This window comes from Neptunicella marina (genome assembly GCF_014270035.1).
GTDB classification, from domain to species: Bacteria; Pseudomonadota; Gammaproteobacteria; order Enterobacterales; family Alteromonadaceae; genus Neptunicella; species Neptunicella marina.
The window spans coordinates 259609-277429 of sequence record NZ_JACNEP010000002.1 but is presented as its reverse complement, the minus strand read 5'-3'; the positions used below and the strand labels follow the sequence as shown (position 1 = coordinate 277429).

Annotated in this window: 12 protein-coding genes; 7 read left to right on the top strand and 5 right to left on the bottom strand. The window is 38.7% G+C overall.

Translation table 11 applies throughout. The features are described 5' to 3' along the window. The first annotated feature begins 31 nt into the window (after positions 1-31). The 7 genes from rfbA to H8B19_RS03600 are packed head-to-tail and all read left to right on the top strand — an operon-like array spanning position 32 to position 12639. Entirely contained in the window at positions 32-913 is an 882-nt protein-coding gene (gene rfbA, locus H8B19_RS03630) for a glucose-1-phosphate thymidylyltransferase RfbA (protein WP_186505418.1), read from the top strand. Further along, the gene (rfbC, locus tag H8B19_RS03625) at positions 913-1458 is read left to right on the top strand and encodes a dTDP-4-dehydrorhamnose 3,5-epimerase (protein ID WP_186505417.1); all 546 of its coding nucleotides are present in this window, start codon (positions 913-915) and stop codon (positions 1456-1458) included. The genes rfbA and rfbC overlap by 1 nt, the downstream gene beginning before the upstream one ends. Positions 1459-1472: 14 nt before the next feature. Continuing rightward, positions 1473-2327, top strand: coding sequence for a dTDP-4-dehydrorhamnose reductase (gene rfbD / locus H8B19_RS03620; protein ID WP_338401485.1), 855 nt, complete (start codon positions 1473-1475; stop codon positions 2325-2327). 52 nt (positions 2328-2379) lie between these two features. Continuing rightward, complete coding sequence (gene rfbB, locus H8B19_RS03615) at positions 2380-3450, top strand: dTDP-glucose 4,6-dehydratase (RefSeq protein ID WP_186505416.1); 1071 nt, start codon at positions 2380-2382, stop codon at positions 3448-3450. A 55-nt stretch (positions 3451-3505) separates the two neighbouring features. Next, entirely contained in the window at positions 3506-4663 is a 1158-nt protein-coding gene (locus H8B19_RS03610; RefSeq protein ID WP_186505415.1) for a polysaccharide pyruvyl transferase family protein, read from the top strand. A 22-nt stretch (positions 4664-4685) separates the two neighbouring features. Further along, on the top strand, positions 4686-5933 hold the full coding sequence (locus H8B19_RS03605; protein WP_186505414.1) for a hypothetical protein: 1248 nt from the start codon (positions 4686-4688) through the stop codon (positions 5931-5933). A 25-nt stretch (positions 5934-5958) separates the two neighbouring features. Beyond that, on the top strand, positions 5959-12639 hold the full coding sequence (locus H8B19_RS03600) for an FG-GAP-like repeat-containing protein (RefSeq protein WP_186505413.1): 6681 nt from the start codon (positions 5959-5961) through the stop codon (positions 12637-12639). Positions 12640-13077: 438 nt separating this feature from the next. Here the strand turns inward: H8B19_RS03600 and H8B19_RS03595 are convergent, their stop codons facing one another. From H8B19_RS03595 to H8B19_RS03575, 5 genes are all read right to left on the bottom strand, one after another. Further along, the gene (locus H8B19_RS03595; RefSeq protein WP_186505412.1) at positions 13078-13542 is read right to left on the bottom strand and encodes a hypothetical protein; all 465 of its coding nucleotides are present in this window, start codon (positions 13540-13542) and stop codon (positions 13078-13080) included. Positions 13543-13639: 97 nt separating this feature from the next. Then, positions 13640-15793 (bottom strand): type II secretion system protein D, encoded by a 2154-nt coding sequence (locus tag H8B19_RS03590; RefSeq protein ID WP_186505411.1) that lies wholly within the window; start codon positions 15791-15793, stop codon positions 13640-13642. 6 nt (positions 15794-15799) lie between these two features. Beyond that, the gene (locus tag H8B19_RS03585; RefSeq protein ID WP_186505410.1) at positions 15800-16288 is read right to left on the bottom strand and encodes a hypothetical protein; all 489 of its coding nucleotides are present in this window, start codon (positions 16286-16288) and stop codon (positions 15800-15802) included. Continuing rightward, positions 16281-16862, bottom strand: a complete 582-nt coding sequence (locus tag H8B19_RS03580) for a hypothetical protein (protein WP_186505409.1) — start codon at positions 16860-16862, stop codon at positions 16281-16283. Before H8B19_RS03580 ends, H8B19_RS03585 begins: the two co-directional genes overlap by 8 nt. Further along, positions 16859-17788, bottom strand: coding sequence for a hypothetical protein (locus tag H8B19_RS03575; protein ID WP_186505408.1), 930 nt, complete (start codon positions 17786-17788; stop codon positions 16859-16861). Before H8B19_RS03575 ends, H8B19_RS03580 begins: the two co-directional genes overlap by 4 nt. Positions 17789-17821: the final 33 nt, after the last annotated feature.

Genomic DNA, 17821 nt, shown 5'->3' with positions numbered 1-17821 from the left:
GCGTCGAGGCTACCTGTACAGGAAGTTACAAATGAACAGAAAAGGTATTGTTTTAGCAGGAGGCTCAGGTACTCGCCTTCATCCGCTAACCTCAGTAGTCAGTAAGCAATTGATGCCAATTTACGATAAACCCATGGTTTATTATCCAATCTCAACGTTGTTATTAGCTGGTATTAGAGAAATTTTGATCATTGCTACACCGGAGGAGTTACCTCGTTTTCAATCCCTTCTTGGGAATGGTCATCAGTGGGGTGTCGAATTTTCGTATGTAGCTCAACCATCGCCAGATGGTTTAGCTCAGGCTTTTTTATTAGGTGAACAGTTTATTGGTAGTGATGCTTGTACCTTAGTGCTTGGCGATAACATTTATTATGGTCATGATCTTCAAGTGTCCCTGCTTAATGCCGCTGCACAGGAGCAGGGTGCTACGGTTTTTGGTTATCATGTCACCGATCCTGAACGTTATGGTGTGGTTGAGTTTGATGATAATTGGAATGCGCTGTCGATTGAAGAAAAGCCTGAGGTTGCTAAGTCTAATTACGCGGTTACTGGATTATATTTCTATGATAACCAAGTTGTAGAACTGGCAAAACAAGTTAAACCTTCTAAGCGCGGTGAACTAGAAATTACCGATCTTAATTTATTGTATTTAAAACAGAATAATCTTCGTGTAGAACTGATGGGGCGAGGCTCAGCCTGGTTGGACACTGGGACTATTGATAGTTTGCTCGATGCGAGTAATTTTATTTCTGCGATTGAAAAGCGTCAGGGGTTAAAAATTTGCTGTCCAGAAGAAATTGCATTCCGCAAGGGATATATAGATGCCGAGCAGTTAGTCAGATTAGCTAAACCTTTAGAAAAAAGCGGTTATGGCAAATATCTGATGAAGTTGCTAAGTGATAGAGTGAAGTAATGCGAGTAATTGATACCAAAATACCAGAGGTTAAAGTTCTCGAGCCTGGAGTCTTCGGTGATGAACGTGGTTTTTTTATGGAAACTTTTCGTGAAGATTGGTTTCGGGACAATTGTGCCGATGTCATTTTTGTTCAAGACAATCACAGTAAATCCAGTCAGGGTATTTTACGTGGATTACACTACCAAATGGAACATACTCAGGGAAAATTAGTAAGGGTGGTTAGCGGTGAGGTTTTTGACGTCGCCGTTGATATGCGCCGTTCATCACCTACTTACGGTCAATGGGTTGGTGAGTTTCTATCCGCAGAAAACAAAAGACAATTATGGGTGCCTGCTGGCTTTGCCCATGGTTTTTTTGTTACCAGTGAATCTGCTGAATTTGTTTATAAGTGTACTGATTATTACCATCCTCAATCAGAAATTAGTATCAAATATGATGACCCTGATTTAGCGATAGCCTGGCCTATAGCTGGTGGCAATATGCCTTCTTTATCTGAAAAAGATGCTAACGGTATGTCTTTTTCAAGTGCACCCACATTCTAAGAGAGCGACCTAACGTGATTGTTGTAATAGGTAAGTCCGGACAACTTGCACAGGCTATTCGTGTTAATGCGGACCCTCAATCTATGGTATTTATGGGGCGTGACGATATCGATATTGTCGATTTTGATAAAATGTCTTTGTCTCTTGATACCCATAAAATTACAGCCGTGATTAACGCTTCGGCTTATACCGCAGTTGACAACGCAGAAAGTGATGAAACCAGCGCCTTTTTATTAAATGAAAAAGCGGTAAAAAATTTAGCTGTTTATTGTAAAAACAAAAGCCTGCGATTTATTCATGTGTCTACCGATTATGTATTTGGAGGCTCAAAAGGCAGTCCTTACTTACCAACTGATGATTACGCCCCCCAAAGTATTTACGGTGCCAGCAAAATGGCCGGTGAAGTAGCAGTGAAAGACATTTTAGGAGAGCTGGGTTGTATCATAAGAACGAGTTGGGTTTATTCTGAGTTCGGCAACAACTTTGTTAAAACCATGTTGAGACTGATGAAGGAAAAGCCTCAACTTGGTGTCATTGATGATCAGATTGGCTCTCCAACATCTGCAATCGCTTTGGCGCAGGCATGTTTAACTGCGGTTGAGAAAAACATTAGCGGTGTTCACCATTTCACTGATGCAGGCGTTGCCAGTTGGTATGATTTTGCTGTGTCTATTCAACGTTGTGCTTTAGATAATGGATTGTTAGAACACCCCATTCCTATAAAAGCCATTCCAACTAGCGCCTATCCAACACCTGCTAAACGACCATCATACAGCGTGCTGGATAAACACAGTATGATTGACGCATTTGGTATAGAGCCTCGTCACTGGCAAGCCGAGTTAGAATCTGTTCTTAGCAAATTGAAATAGTAGTTTTATTTAAGTAATAGAGCATGATGCTCTGGATAAATGAAGGTAATTCATGAGTAAGTCATTATTAGTCACGGGTGGTGCAGGTTTTATCGGGGCCAATTTTGTTCATTATTGGTTGAAATCTAATCCCGCAGATAAGGTTGTTGTGCTGGACGCGTTGACATACGCTGGCAATATCGAAAACTTAGAGCCTGTGAAGGACAATAATCAATTTGTATTTGCACATGGTGATATTTGTGACAGCGATTTGGTTGAAAGACTATTAGTTGAGTATAACATTGATACTATTGTGCATTTTGCTGCGGAATCACACGTGGACAGGTCAATTTCAGGGCCGGATGCGTTTATCCAAACTAATATCATAGGCACATATAGTCTGTTAAAAGTGGCGAAAAAAGTTTGGTTAGATAGTGCGCAACCATTATTGAGTCATCGTTTTCATCATGTCAGTACCGATGAAGTTTACGGCACGTTGGGTCCAAATGATCCCGCATTTACTGAAGACACGGCATACGCCCCTAATTCACCTTATTCGGCAAGCAAAGCGGCTAGCGATCATCTAGTCAGGGCTTATCACCACACCTATGGATTGCAGGTAACAACCAGTAACTGTTCTAACAATTATGGGCCATATCACTTTCCTGAAAAGTTAATTCCATTAATTATTGCCAATATATTAAATGACAAACCACTGCCCGTTTATGGTGACGGAATGCAAATTCGTGACTGGCTTTACGTTGAAGATCACGCTAGAGGTATCGAGTTAGTGATTAATGATGGTAATGTGGGAGAAAATTATAATATCGGTGGCCACAATGAGTGGGCTAATATCGATATTGTAAAATTGATATGTGAAAAAATGGATTTAGCTTTTGCAAATGATTCTTCGTTGTCAGAAAAATTCCCCAATGCTTCATGCGCCAAGGCAGCTAATTCAGCTAGTTTGATTACCTATGTAACTGACAGACCAGGGCATGACCGCCGCTATGCGATTGATGCTACCAAAACAACACGAGAATTAAATTATAAGCCAGCTGAGTCATTTGAAAGTGGGATTACCAAAACGTTGGATTGGTATCTTAACAACGAAAGTTGGTGGAAACCTTTACTGACCAAGTAGGGTGAAGTAACAAGGATATTAGCGCCGCGAAAGCGGCTTTATTTTGAGTTTTAATATGACAAACCCATCTCCAAAAGATGTTTATTTACTGAGTGCTTCAGATCGTTTTAATTATGGTGATTTGCTATTTCCATTAGTAGCTAAACACGAATTAGCAAAACTTGGTAATTACACGTTTCATAACATTGCAACGATAGATTCTGATTTAACCGAAGTCGGAGCGATGCCAACCCAGGGATTTAAAACACTATTAAATCCAGAGAATATTGCTAAAGACTCAACACTAATCATCGCAGGTGGGCAAGTACTTAATGCAGATTGGGCACGTTTGGTGAGTTATTTAGATCCACTTTATTACGATCTGTATGAAGCGTTTAAAGGGGATAGGTTAGAAAACATTCTTAAATTACATTTTGGCAATGGTGAAGTGTCGTTACCTTTTATGCCGGCATCACCAAACATTCTCGAAAACATGAAAATCGCTTATCATGCTGTAGGTGGTGGTATACCAAAATCTAAGGCTTTGCGTGATGAAGTTGCGCCTAGTTTCAAACAAGCTGGTTATTTGAGTGTACGAGAAACCGATGCTCAGCGTGCAATTAAGAATAATTTCGGATTGAATGCTAGTTTGGTTCCAGATTCGGTGATGGTGTTGAGCGATATGCAACCTAAGCATACCCTGCCAAAGAGCTTAAACAAGCCATACGCCTGTGCTCAGTTTGGCTTTCACAAAAGTGAAGGTAAACAGAAAACAATATTAAATCAATTGCGTAGAATTTACCGACATCAAAAACTAGCGATCGGATTATTATCTATTGGGAATTGTCCGGGTCATGATGACCAGTTAATGGTTGATTGGATAAAGAAACATGCCGATTTTCCGGTGCACGTTTTACCTTGTGATACGCTAGACCAAATCACCAGCGCTATCGCAAACGCCGCTGTTTATATTGGAACCAGTCTACACGGTGTGATTGTATCAATGTCCTATGGTAATCCATTTGTTCCGGTCAACAAGGCGGTTAAAAAAGTCCAAGCTTACACCATGACTTGGGCACCTGAATACTTAAAAGGATGTGTCCCTTTCTTCCAAATTGCAGAAGCAACTAAATTGCGTATGGAAGCATATAAAGGTTATGACGACATCGTCTTAAAACAGAAGCAAATGGTAAGAGAATCATTTTTAAAATTGCATCATGTAATAGAGCTTTAATTAAAATAGGAAAAGGATTTCAATGAATAAGAAGATAATCATTCATATTGGGCCAGGCAAAACTGGAACTTCAGCAATTCAATATTGGTGCAACTCAAATACCGATGAACTCTTAAATCAGGGCATTTTTTATCCTAAGCATGGCGTTGATTCGAATAATATAGGTAGTGGGAACATAGAAGCTATATTTGAGAAAGTATCGTCCAGGTTGTTCGAGTTATCGAAAAATAAGCTAGATAATGTAATGATGGAGTTTGAACAAAGTGGTGCTCATACTTTGTTATTATCATCTGAATTGTTCTTAACTAAACTTGCTATTATTAAAGATGCCATTCCACAAGCTGAATTTGCCGTTTATATCAGAAATCCTTTGGATATATTCCAATCTATTTATAATCAGAATGTAAAAAGAAAAATGGAGGTTAAGCCTTTTACCATCCCACCCAAATTTAAAAACAACTTATTGATTTACTTAAATCGTTCTATAGAAGCTATGGGAAATAGTGCTTTTCATATTTATCCATATGACAGAGGTAGTTTTGAATCGGGGAGTATCGTTACAGACTTTTTATCTAAAGTTGGATATCGAGGAGGACATGATGGTAATAAAACGATTAATCGCTCATATTGCTATGAAGCCCCGGAGCTAAAACGATTCCTCAATAAATTTAATATTGGAAATATCAATAAAGACTTAGACTTAGCGCTTCAATCCTATTCTGGCGGCACAAAAAAGTTTAGATTACTTAACAAAACTAAATTCGAAAGATTAAAATCTACCACGCTTGAAGAACTTCAACGATTTTCCGCAGCAAATAGTATTGATTCACTGACGGGACTGATGGAACAAATTAGAAGCCAGCAGTATGATAGTGTCCCCTTTATACGCCAAGGTACCCTTACCAGCGAATTTGTTTCACTCTTTGCTTATTTAAATGAAAATTATTCTGTCCTAGTTAATAAACTTCAAAGTATTGTTAAGGTTTCTAGCGCGTTGTCCTATTTTGAAGTTCAACTATGTGATCTGTTAGGAATACTTAAAAAAGATCCTGAGATAACCTTTTGCTGCCTTCAAATGAAAAAAATACGTAGCAATATTAATGTTGAAAAATCCGTCGATTCTGAAATTAATTTTCTGCTCCAATTGTCATCTTATTTTGAAGATATGGGAGACAAGGTAAGTGCTTTGCATTTTATGAAAGCAGCACACTCTAAGAGACCTAAAGGACCCTATATTCAGGAAAAGTTAAAGGTATTGGAAGCGGTTTAGTCATTTAAATTTACAAGGATGTATTATGCTTTACAGATTATTTTGTAGTCTATTTTTCACATTTATTCTGTTTTTTCCTAATTTAACCTGGGCGCAAAGCTTTAAAAAGGAAACACTATTTAGTGTTTCTAAATGTAGCTATGGGGGTAATTGTATTCTCGGTGTAAGCGAGGATGGAAAATTAGTCACATTTGTCAGCTCAAAGTCAAACGTTGAGTCTACAAATAGTCCCTATAATTCCGCTTATTCTGATATCTATTTGTATGATCGTGACACATCGGATATTTCAAAAATAACAATTGGGGTTGATGATAAAACGGCCAATGAAAATAGCTATAACCCGATAATTATTGATGACGATCGCATTCTATTTAGCTCAAATGCAAGTAATTTGGTTTCGGGTACAACAACCAATGTTAGGCGACTTTATTTGTATGATATTGCCAGTAAGGCGATATCCTTAGTCTCAACACCAGCCAATATTGTTATCGATAGCTTTAGTGCTTCTAAAGACGGCCAGCATGTTTATCTTTTATCAAACAGTATCCTTTATAAAGGTGCTTTAGCGTCCGATAGTTGGGAAACTATTTCTTTTGATGGCAATTATTCACTGTCATTAGTTGGTGTTGGTACGAACGGTAATCTTTTACTTAAAAGCAGCTATAGTGATTGCTTTGTTTATATCGATAGTTATGAATCGAAACAAAGCATTAAAAATTGTGGAACGAATAGTGGTGCAAATATAAGTTCAGATGGAACATTGGTCAGTTTTATAAGCTCGTCTCGTTCTGCGATTACTCAAATTTCTGTCGCTGAAAATACATTACATACAAAGCATATTCCGATAAGCAACATACAAGCAAATATCACCGTCAATAATCGCATTAATTTTAGTGATTCGGGTTTGTATGCGTCTGCACAATTTTCGTCTAAATCTAAATTTGATTCTACCAAAGCAGGCAGCGACGTGTATTGGATGGATTTAGCCACTGGAAAACTGGCCAATATATCAAGTGAAGATATAGGTACATCACGCGTTTACAGTTATCCAATTGTGCTTAGCGATAATATAGTGACTTTTAGTGACAGCCAAAACGTTTATCTGGCGGAGTTTGATGATATTTTCAATGTTATCAATAGCGTTAATGATGTCAGTATTGAAAGCAAATTGCCGTTACAAACTCATATTACAATTGACGGTACTTCTGACCTCTTTTTCGTCAAAAGAGAGCAGATCAATTCAAGATATGATACTTATTTTTGGGCAGACAAAAACGAATTTGATGATATCGAAAAAGGCCCCAATGCAGGCAATGCAAAATATACAGTTTGGCCATGTAATAGCCGTCAAGTTTGTGATTTTTCCCATGGAGTACAAAAAAACATAGACGTTAAGGATTATGCAGAGCGTCCTAACATCACAATTGATAATTCAAATTTAAGTAATAGACTGCGATTTAATGTCACCAATAAACCTGCAGAGGCAACCGGCCTTGAATATAAACACGCGGGTAAACAAACTATTTCTTACACGTCTTCAACCGACTTTGGAATTGACCCAAGAGATCGTGACAACGCGATTCAGGCTCGATTTTGTATTCAAAAAACGCCAGGCTCGACGTTAAATCGATGTGGACACTTTTCCCCGCTCAAAGTAGTAAAAGATGAAATCGGCTTGCCCAAAATTAATCTTCGTGCACAAATATTGCCAGATTTTAGTGGCACTAGAATTTCCTGGGAAGGTAAAGAAAATCAGCACGTTACCTTATATAAAACCACTGGATATAATCAAGAAACCTTAATTTATGAGGGGGCCGACAAAAGTTTTGTCGATAACGATTTCCAGGGAGATTCTGTTACCTACCAATTGTCATTATGTCAGCAGGAGTACTGTAATACTCATCAAGTGTATGTGAGAACAGCCAACAGATACGCTAAGCTGCATGAATTATCGATTTCGAACAGTGATAAAAATGGTGCGGCTGTACTCACTTATAAATTTAATTACTATTTTGACCATGTTGAACTTTACCGATATTCAATTGGTTTGCAGGCTGCACCTGTAAAAATAGCGAACTTGTCACCCGCTGGGGGAGTGTATCGAGATAGTGAAAGGAAAAACAATTTTTCATATATTTATCGTATTGTTGGTTGCTATAAAAATGACTGTTCTTACGAAATGGATTTTGGTAGCAGCAATTCGACCTCTAATGCTTACCCTGAAGTTAAAGCGCCAACGAATGTCACTGTTTCAACCAATCACTTCTTAGCAAACACCATCAGTTGGAATGCTGTCGACGGTGTCGATGGCTATATTGTAAGAGCCTATGACCATTTGGGGAGCCTGCTAAATGAGTGGGTGGTAGAAGATGGAGAAAGTAACCAGTTTGTTCATCATCTTAATGATCGTGCCGGGTTAAGAATTCAATATTCAGTGCAAAGTGGCTTGGCGAAATCAGATAGCTTGTATAGTTCGTACTCGCGCATATTGTCATTACCTGTGTTTACATCGTATTTCGACACAATTAATTCTGCGAAAAATACAACATTGGCGGAAGTAGACCTTTTAGAAACGGAACAAGTCTCTTCTCAAGAGTTGGAACTGTCTGCCAACGTTCAATACGAGTTTGATTATTTGAACATCTATATAAAAACAGAATCGGAAGATGAATACCGTTTTTATGAGCAAGTAAGTTACCTTGACAGTTATGGAGAAATACTAGAAATATTCGCTCCTGAAAAAGAGCAATATCGCTTTAAAGTCGTGGGTTGTTCGATTTTATTGAATAAGTGTACAGAGGGGGCAGAAACGGAGGCGTATACTTTTTACCCACCTGTAAATAGTGCTCTGCCTGCTGTGACGCCTGTTTTGAGCGTTGTGGACCGCGAATATATCAAAATAGAATTGGATGCACTGAAAGGGCAATATGTTAGTTACATAGAAGCGCGCGTTGTTTCCTCCAACGGTTATACCAATAACTACAGATTAGAAAATGAGGATGGAAACTACTCGATTTATCGTACAGACCTAAAGCCCGGTACTTCATTTTCAATTGAAACACGTTATTGCACATACAATCCCAACTTCTACTGTTCCGAATTTAGTGAAGCGGTCGTTTTGACCATTCCGGCAGACGGGCAATACCCGCCTCAAATACCCAATTTCTATGTGTACGATGAGTCAACTAATCAAACTGCTCAAACTCGCATAAGCGTTTCAATAACCCGAGAGCAATTTAATGAGGGAGTTAAGTTCATTAAGTTGTATCGATCGATTGACGGCAGTGAGCCCAATCTCCTGGCCACGTTAGACGAAAGTGGGTTAGGTGAATCTGGGATAGGGCTTGAATATATTGATCGCACAGCCAAAGCTGGCGCATCTAATAGTTATTATATTCGCGCGTGCAGCGCCGCATTGTGTAGCAAATTATCAAATGCGTCTGTAAGGATTTTGAATGTTGCTCCTAATGACATTCCCGCCGTACCAACGGCAGTAGTGCTTCAGTCCAAACGGTCCAAATTTGACAGCCTGGACTTGAGCGGTGAGTATGATATCCGCACCGAAAAAATTAAAATTGAATATGGCAAAAATGCCAACAATTTTAATTCTTCTGCTTTATTAAATGCTAGCAGATTGGCGTTTGATGTTGAGCTAACCAATCTGCAACAGGACACTGAATACTTTGCACGGGTTCAGGCATGTAACAGCCTTGGCTGTAGTGAATGGTCAGAGCCTGTGTCAGCTAAAACATTTTCGAAAGCGCAACAAACAGCGAGTATCTCTGGCGAAACGCTATTTCTTGTAAACAGTAATAGTAATGCTCGTGATAGCATGTGGCGTGTGTCAGGCTCGACAGGATCGGCATATGGTCGTATTGATACACTGCAAGGCACGTTGCAACTGCGAAGTTGGTTTAATATCAGTCAGGGCATTAGTGTGTCTTCAGAGCAATATTGGGCGTTAAGTAACAACGTCAATCAATGTCAGGTCATTTCAAGAACAGCACTTACCCTCGATAGTATTCTTAGTCCAGATTATTGGGCAGTAGAAACTTATCAATCTGACTTAGTACGATTGGTTTACACAGGCGCCGGCTGTGATGACTTATCCGGTGTGGAACCTTATCATTTATATCTTTTGTCGGATTACTTTAGTCAGCCAGTGTTACTTGATGGCAACGAATCATGGCTTAATAAGTGGCAAACAATAAAGGTTGTTATAGACGAAGAGCAAAAATTTGATGTGCTGTTAGATGGCGTTAAAATCGCATCGTCGGATTTAGCGATTTCGCTTGATGGCTTTAAATATTCACAATTCACTTGGGAAGTAACTTCGGCGTCAACATCAAGATTGAGTCAGGTTAATGTTGATGCCAATAGTAATGAATTTGATAGTGCGTTGTTTACTCGTCTTGATACTCAACAACTCAAGTATAGTGCAGAGCACCCAAGAATGGTTCAAGTGAATCAAATGGGGATAACTTCTAGTGAAGTTTGGAATCGTGAAGAGAATCAATTTAGTAAAATAAAACAAATAGATTCACCAGACCATTCGCAAAACACCTATGGTTATGTTACGAATTTAAATCCATCTGCATCCAACTCGCTTTTCGTTAAATATTGCCTTGATGAAAAATGTTCACCGTTGTTTTTTAATAAAGTTCAAACACCTGGATATGGCAATTTATCTTATTTAAGAGCACCGGATCGTGATTACCCTAAAGCTGCTGGATTAATTGAAGTCTCAATTGCGTTAAGACCTAATGGTTATGCAGACACTTATCAACTTTGGTCGAAAAGCCAAAATGAAACAGCATGGGTGGATTTAGGTACATTGTCTTATTTAGATATTATATCTACAAAGCTGTTAAATGGATTTACAAACTACTTATGGGCTGTTGACCGCTATAACCAAGGTGACGAAGTTCAATTTAAAGTTGTCTACTGTAATCCGGTTGGGTGTCAATCCTCACCTGAATCTGAATTTTTTAATGTGCCAAAAGATTCTGATCAAGATGGTGTAATTGATGAACTTGACGCATTCCCCAATGATCCAAACGAAACTTATGATACCGATCATGATGGCGTTGGAAACAACTCCGACATGGATGATGACGGTGACGGAATGAGTGATGAATTCGAAATTGCCAACGGATTAGATCCATTAAATAGTTATGATGCAAAAGCCGATAGCGATGAAGATGGTTTTATTAATATTTTAGAGTTCGAAATTGGAACAGATCTCTTTGATCCATCAAGTCATCCGGATAAGTTGGGTACTTTTTTATCATTTGAGCCAGGTGAACCAAATCCCTTAACAATAAAGGGTCGTTGGTATCAATCTTACCCCTATCCTGATAATTCTATACATGGAAATTGGGCGCTTGCCATTGATACTCGCAATAGCCAGCCTGAAGCCACAATTGAAATGACTGCAACATTCAATAAAGGAGTAGTGAGCTGGGTTGGACAAAAGATCCGCGGTGCAAGCAGCGTTGATCCATTGGTGAAAGTTAATGGTGTCTTTGTTCCTGGCCAAAATATTGAGCAGACAAAAATTACCAGTAGTGGATGGGTCCTCTATTCATTTGCAATGTCGGCGGGTTATAAAAAATTAGAATTTGTTGTACCTAAAACAGGAACATCGGCTTATTACCCTGTTTATTTTGATTCTATTTATTTACCAGTCAATAAACCGGCCGTTAATGGTGACTTTGATGGTGATGGCAAAGCAGAATTAGCCGCCCGAAATCCGTTTAATGGCGATACATATATTAAACCTGTGGGTGAAGATTCTCACCAAACCATCTCGTTTGGCAAATCTTCCGATATACCGGTACTTGGCGATTTTGATGGAGATAAAATTGCAGATATTGCTATAAGACGTACCACCGACTTCACCTTCTATAGTATGCAATCTGCTGGCGGTATGGTTGGGTTTAAGCGCTTTGGTTTGCAATCCGGGGATATTCCAGTGCTTGCTGATTATGACGGTGACGGAATCACTGACTACGCAATCCGCAGGCCTTCGAATTCGACATGGTATATTTTGAACAGCTCAACGGACAAGCTAGTCACATATCGATTTGGTTTACAAAAGTCAGATATTCCAGTCCCTGCGGATTACGACGGAGACGGTAAGGCCGACATCGCGATTAGACGTCCCTCAAATGGCACCTGGTATATTCGCCTGAGTGCAACTGGAAAGGTTCAGGTTACACGCTTTGGTATTCAAAGCAGTGATATTCCTGTTGTAGCTGACTACGACGGTGACCGCAAAGCGGATATCGCAGTACGTCGCCCATCGAATGGCACCTGGTATATTTTGCAAAGCCGACCCGGCTATGGCATGCACGTCGAAAGGTTTGGGCTCGATAGCAAGGATATTCCCGTGGTAGCGGATTATGATGGTGACGGTAAAGCCGACATCGCCGTGCGTCGTCCCAGTATTTTCAAATGGTATATCTTGCAATCGACAACGTCTGAGGTTATCGCAGAAACCTTTGGCACAAATGCATTATTAACGCCGCTTCTCGCGCGCTGGAAAACCGTAAAAGATATGACGGTAAACAAACATGCCAAGCCAGAATCAGGCAATGCACAATTCCAGTTTGATGGAGGGCCCATCATGCAGTTAACTTTGCCCGCAGACGATGCAGAGTTTGGTGGTACAAAAATCATAGAATATATTGAAGGTATCAATTAACCAGAGAGGCTTTCCAAGTATGGAAAGCCCAATTAACATCATTCAATGAATTTAACGTGAATAAGTAAGTAACATGCCACCTTCACTGAAGGTGGCTTTTACTATGTGATCCTCTATGGGTGAATAGACCTGCCTTTTAAACATAAATACTGCGGTAAAAATCCTTTCCTACTTTATCGGTCAATATTTTGTACCTGTACTCTTGTGTTTACATGATGTGATATAGATAGCGATAAAATGCGTGTGATGCGGATTCATATCGGCGAATGCTATTTCGCCTTTTCATTTGCTACTAACAAACAAAACGAGTTGTAGTATGGGCTTCATCAACGCAAAGCCTTAAAAAAACGCTCACCACCTCCATCGGAGATAGTTTTGAGTTGCCAATAAAAAAAACTGGGAAATCCCAGCTTTTTATAGGTTAGAACTTAAGTGACTTTATTGCTCAACTATAAAGTTTTGCGTAACTGTCCGTTTATCTGGCTGGTCAAAATTATTCACTACATAATTTTGTGATACGTTAATAAAAAGCGTCTTTTTACCATTCTTGACTTTGAGCTTTAAAGGAAAGGTTAAAGAAAATTTTGTAATAATATTTTGATACTCACCATTTACCATACTCTGCTTGGTTGCTGCTTTTAATTCTGGTTTCCCTACACACTTCACATAACCCAAGATCGAATTATTATCTTGACGTTTTAACTCTGCTTCAATATCTGATGCTAAAAATTGAGGAAAATCATCTCCTCTGCCGAGCAGTCCTACTACGTCTAAAACTTCATTGGCACATTCAAAACCATTCATTTTAACTGGATTTGAAGATTCATTAGTTTTAGTTGCAAAAACCGATAAACTTTGTACTAAAAGAAGTGATGCAGCCGTAAAAGAAATAAGTTTTCTCATTTAATTAAGCCTGTATTTTATTTTTCAAAAGTAACTTCAATAGTAACCGACGTATAATCTGTTACATGTCGTTTTACACCGAATTCTTACTAAATAGTTATTTCGATGAACTTTCTTGTGGAACTATATCAATAGCTAAATTGTCGATACGTGCTTTTTGTAAGTCATCTGTAAGCCTCTCTGCCTCATCTGGAGAATTAAGAACATAGGGAATAATCATAATCATCAGTTCAGTTCTCACTTGACTGTTTTTGTCGGTAGAAAAAAGATTTCCAATTAATGGTAATTTGCCTAAAACGGGAACGCCTTGTTGACCTTTTGATGTAGTTGATGAAATTAAACCACCCAGTAACACTGAACCTCCATCTCGGAGTGTCACTGTGGTTTTTAAGCTACGATTCAGAATTATTGGAGAGCCACCTATAGATCCATCACCTTGCTCACTCAGCTCTTGACTGATATCTATATCAACAAAGCCGGACGCGTGGACTGTCGGTTTTATGTCAAGCAGAATACCTGTATTGCGATATGTAATATTTTGAATGACAGGTGCATTTTCGCTTGTGGTGCTTTGGCTATTTGATGTAATAATTGGTATTTCATTACCTACTTCAATAGAAGCCTCCCCACCACTTTTAACCATTAATCTTGGGCGAGAACGAATATTGGCTTTATCATTGGTATAAAATGCATTAAGCATTGCTCTGGTGCTACTTGGGCTATCTAAATTAAGATTAAAACCTTTCCCTCCAAGAGCTAATTTATCCAATGTGCCGAAACCTAAGTCAAATTTACCTAACGCAGCATTGGCTGCCCACTCCAAGCCGGATTCCTCATTATCTGTTAGTGTTACCTCTGCAAGGATAACTTCAACCATCACTGAAGGGGCTGGGCGATCAAGTTTTTTTATAATCGGCAGAATTTGCAACCAGTCTTTACTGCTTCCGCTATATAAAATAGTGTTCAGCTGTTGATCGACAGCATATCTACCTTTTGCATCACTATTCTGAGTTAGATTTGAACGTTTTATGTTGCTGTTACTGTTTGTTGTTCCAGTTGCACCCATGGAAGAACTTTGTGAGTCAGGTCTGTCAATGCTTGTATAATTTGCAACCCCTAAACTGTTTAATACTTCAACAATATGAACGGCTGGAGTACTCTGAGCTTGGTAACTAAAAAGCCCATTTTCTACTTTGTTATACTGACGTTTTTCAAGCTGTCTTGCCCACTCAATAATGTGTTGAAGCACTGCATCTGATTTAGCGAAAATAATTAATTGCCCAACACTTTCCAAAGGTAATAATCTGATTGCGGCATTACCGTCTCCTTGTTTTACTGAATATCCTTCAGACTTCAATACTTGCTCAAGGTTGCTCGCCATATCAGTTACATTGCTTAAACTAGGTTTTAAGATTCGACTATCCATTCCTGCCATTGTTGGCTTATCCAGTAATCGAGTTGCAGCTAATGCTTGTTCGACCGTCCTCTGTGAGCCAACAAATATCAACGCATTTCTCGTTATATCTTCTTTAATTTCTAATTCTTTGCGAGGGAACATCGGTGCAATCCAGCTACGTACCATTGGCGTTGTCACAGACGTTAAAGGATATATATAAAAAATAGGGCGGCTACTGGAGGGGACTTCAGGTAATGCCCTCCCGCTAACCAATATTGGAGTTTCATTACCGGCAGTAGACTCAGAAAAGTTAAAAATTAGCACGTTATCTTTTAAAGAAGTTGTTACTCCATAAGATTTCAATGTTTGTGTCGCTAAAGCGTATAAATCTTTTTGACTTACTGGTTTCGTTATGCGCATTGTAATGAGGTCAGGTGTATTTTTAACACTTGGTTCAACTACAAAATTTAAGCCTAGTTGATTACCAAAAACTTCATTGATAAAAGCGCCAACGGGTAAATTGTTAAAGCTCAATCGACTGACTTGCGTGTCAGGCAAATAAGGCATAACAATATCTCTAGCATGTTCTTCTGCTTGCTCTATCGTTAAACTTGGTGTTTTAAATACTTGTAGCTCACTGTATTGATTGTTTTGTTCTGTACCTTCATGAATGGTAGAAACATCTTGGGCAAATTTCTTGGGAGCGCGAAGAGGGGTGCTAAATATTTTATTATCATGCTTGGCCGCTTCATAAGCTGGCCCTCGAAATTGAGCACATGAACTTAAATTCACGCTTGCCACTATTAACAAACACAAATGTTTTAATCTATTTTTAACTTGGTTTTTTGGATGCATTCTCGATTACTGTCCACGTTTTTTCTTGCTGGAAGATTTTGTAGGAATGGGTACTGATTCGAATATGAATTGTTCGAATGTTTCATTGTTTTCAGAATTAAACCAAACCACACGGTCTGGGAAAATATCTTGCAAAACCCACGGCGTTAACCAGGAGTCCCCAACTCCAAGTGTTATTACATTTTGTTCTTTAGCTTTTAAAATTGATATCGACCTTTTTGTATCGGCAACAATTGCGATAATTCGGCTATCACTGATTTTAGCCTTTACTGCGATGGGTTTTTCATCAATTTTATCTACTTGGCTAATGGTTTTAAATTGGGCTACCTCATTTAGAATTGCTTTCCAATCAATATCATATTTATGTGTTAGATTCATTTCTGATCTAGCGGCTTCTGAGAGGGGTATTTTATACTGTTGAGTGTTGAATAAAATTGAGAGCAACATTAGCGATAAACCCCAACTTGTTAAAATAACGAATAACTTTTTATTCATTCGCCTCTCTCTTGTATAAGATATCTATAACAATGGAGATAGAGTTTGAGGTTTTTGGTGAATACTGTAATGAAGATATGCGCATGTTTTCTGAATTAATGTCAAAATGTTCGATGAACTTAATAAAGTCTTCAGGTGTAAGTTGTCCTGCGATTTCCAGTCTAACTGACCATAAATTGGTGGATGGAAGTTCAATTAGGTCTGAACCTAGTAAATTTATTCGTTTTCTTTTTAATAATATACCTATTTTTTTTTCAACATCTTCCAGCGCTTTCGCTTCAGCGATGCTTGAAGATGCTACTGCAGGAATTCTTTCGAGATGTGTCATTAACAATTTATCGACAACCTCAATTTTGGTGTTTTCTAATGGCACACTTGCGGCCAGTTTTAACCGACTTAATAACGTTAATTGTTGGCTTACTGTCTGTTTGCTTGTCTCGACCTTATCAAACAGAGCTTTTGTGGCGGATAAACCTAATATTGCAATGACTAACAAAAGTAACCACTGCAATCTTAAGTTGCGTTTAAATTCCTGCATGACGGGTGAATTTAGAATTGTTTGGATTCTCGTCATTTTATTTGGATCTCCAGAACCCATGTATCTTGTGCATTATGAGGACGGATATTAACCTGAGCCACTAATGCTTGTTTTTCTACTTGTTCTATTAAACTACTTATGTCCATTTTTTTTGTAGAAAACTCGACTTCTAATCTTTTGTTTTGCCATGTGATTTGGTTAAGTTTCCAACTACCCAATTTAGACAATTCTCTGGCGACAACAGCAAAACTTTCTGGAAAATAGCCGTTTTCAGTTTGCCAGGATTGTATTTTTTTAATCGATTGCTGATTAGTCCGGTATTGAGTTTGTATGTTCAGTTTATCGCCTAAATCAAGCGACAATGCTTGATTTTCCCGGTCTACAATTTCTGCCTGAACTGTTGCCGTGATAAGCCCAACAATTGCCCACAATGCAGCCGAGCATAATACTAAACATAAAGTCAAAAACCAAAACAGTGGCTTTTTGACAGCTTTATCCAGTTTTCTTTGCACAGCCCATCCACTGCTTGATGATGGGAATTGAATAGGTTTACTAGGTGACGTAGTGTTCATGTCTATCGTGCATTCGGTCATTACGCCGTTTTTCCAAATTTGATGATAGTTGTTTTTCTGACCTTTTATCCAATGCTCGCCATCAGGTAATTTTATTTGTGCCGCTGTTTCAGGTGTACCATTTAAGGTACTTCGGGCAAACCAGATGTGTACTCCAATTTTGCTCAAGTAAACATAGTGATCCCCTTGTGCAAATGGCGACAGCGTTTTTATTTGCAAGGCAATCCATTTTTTATCCTCTCCCGATTTCAAATAGTTTGGTTTTGCTTTAAATGTATAAAAACTAATCGAGTCTTGGTCAGTATTTTCCGCCACCGGCCAGAATAGTTTATTTAACATATCAAAGCCGCGATCTTTAAAATGTTTTAATTGAGTTACAAAAGAGGGCATTAAGTTAAAATCACTTCATTTTTAAATTTTCTA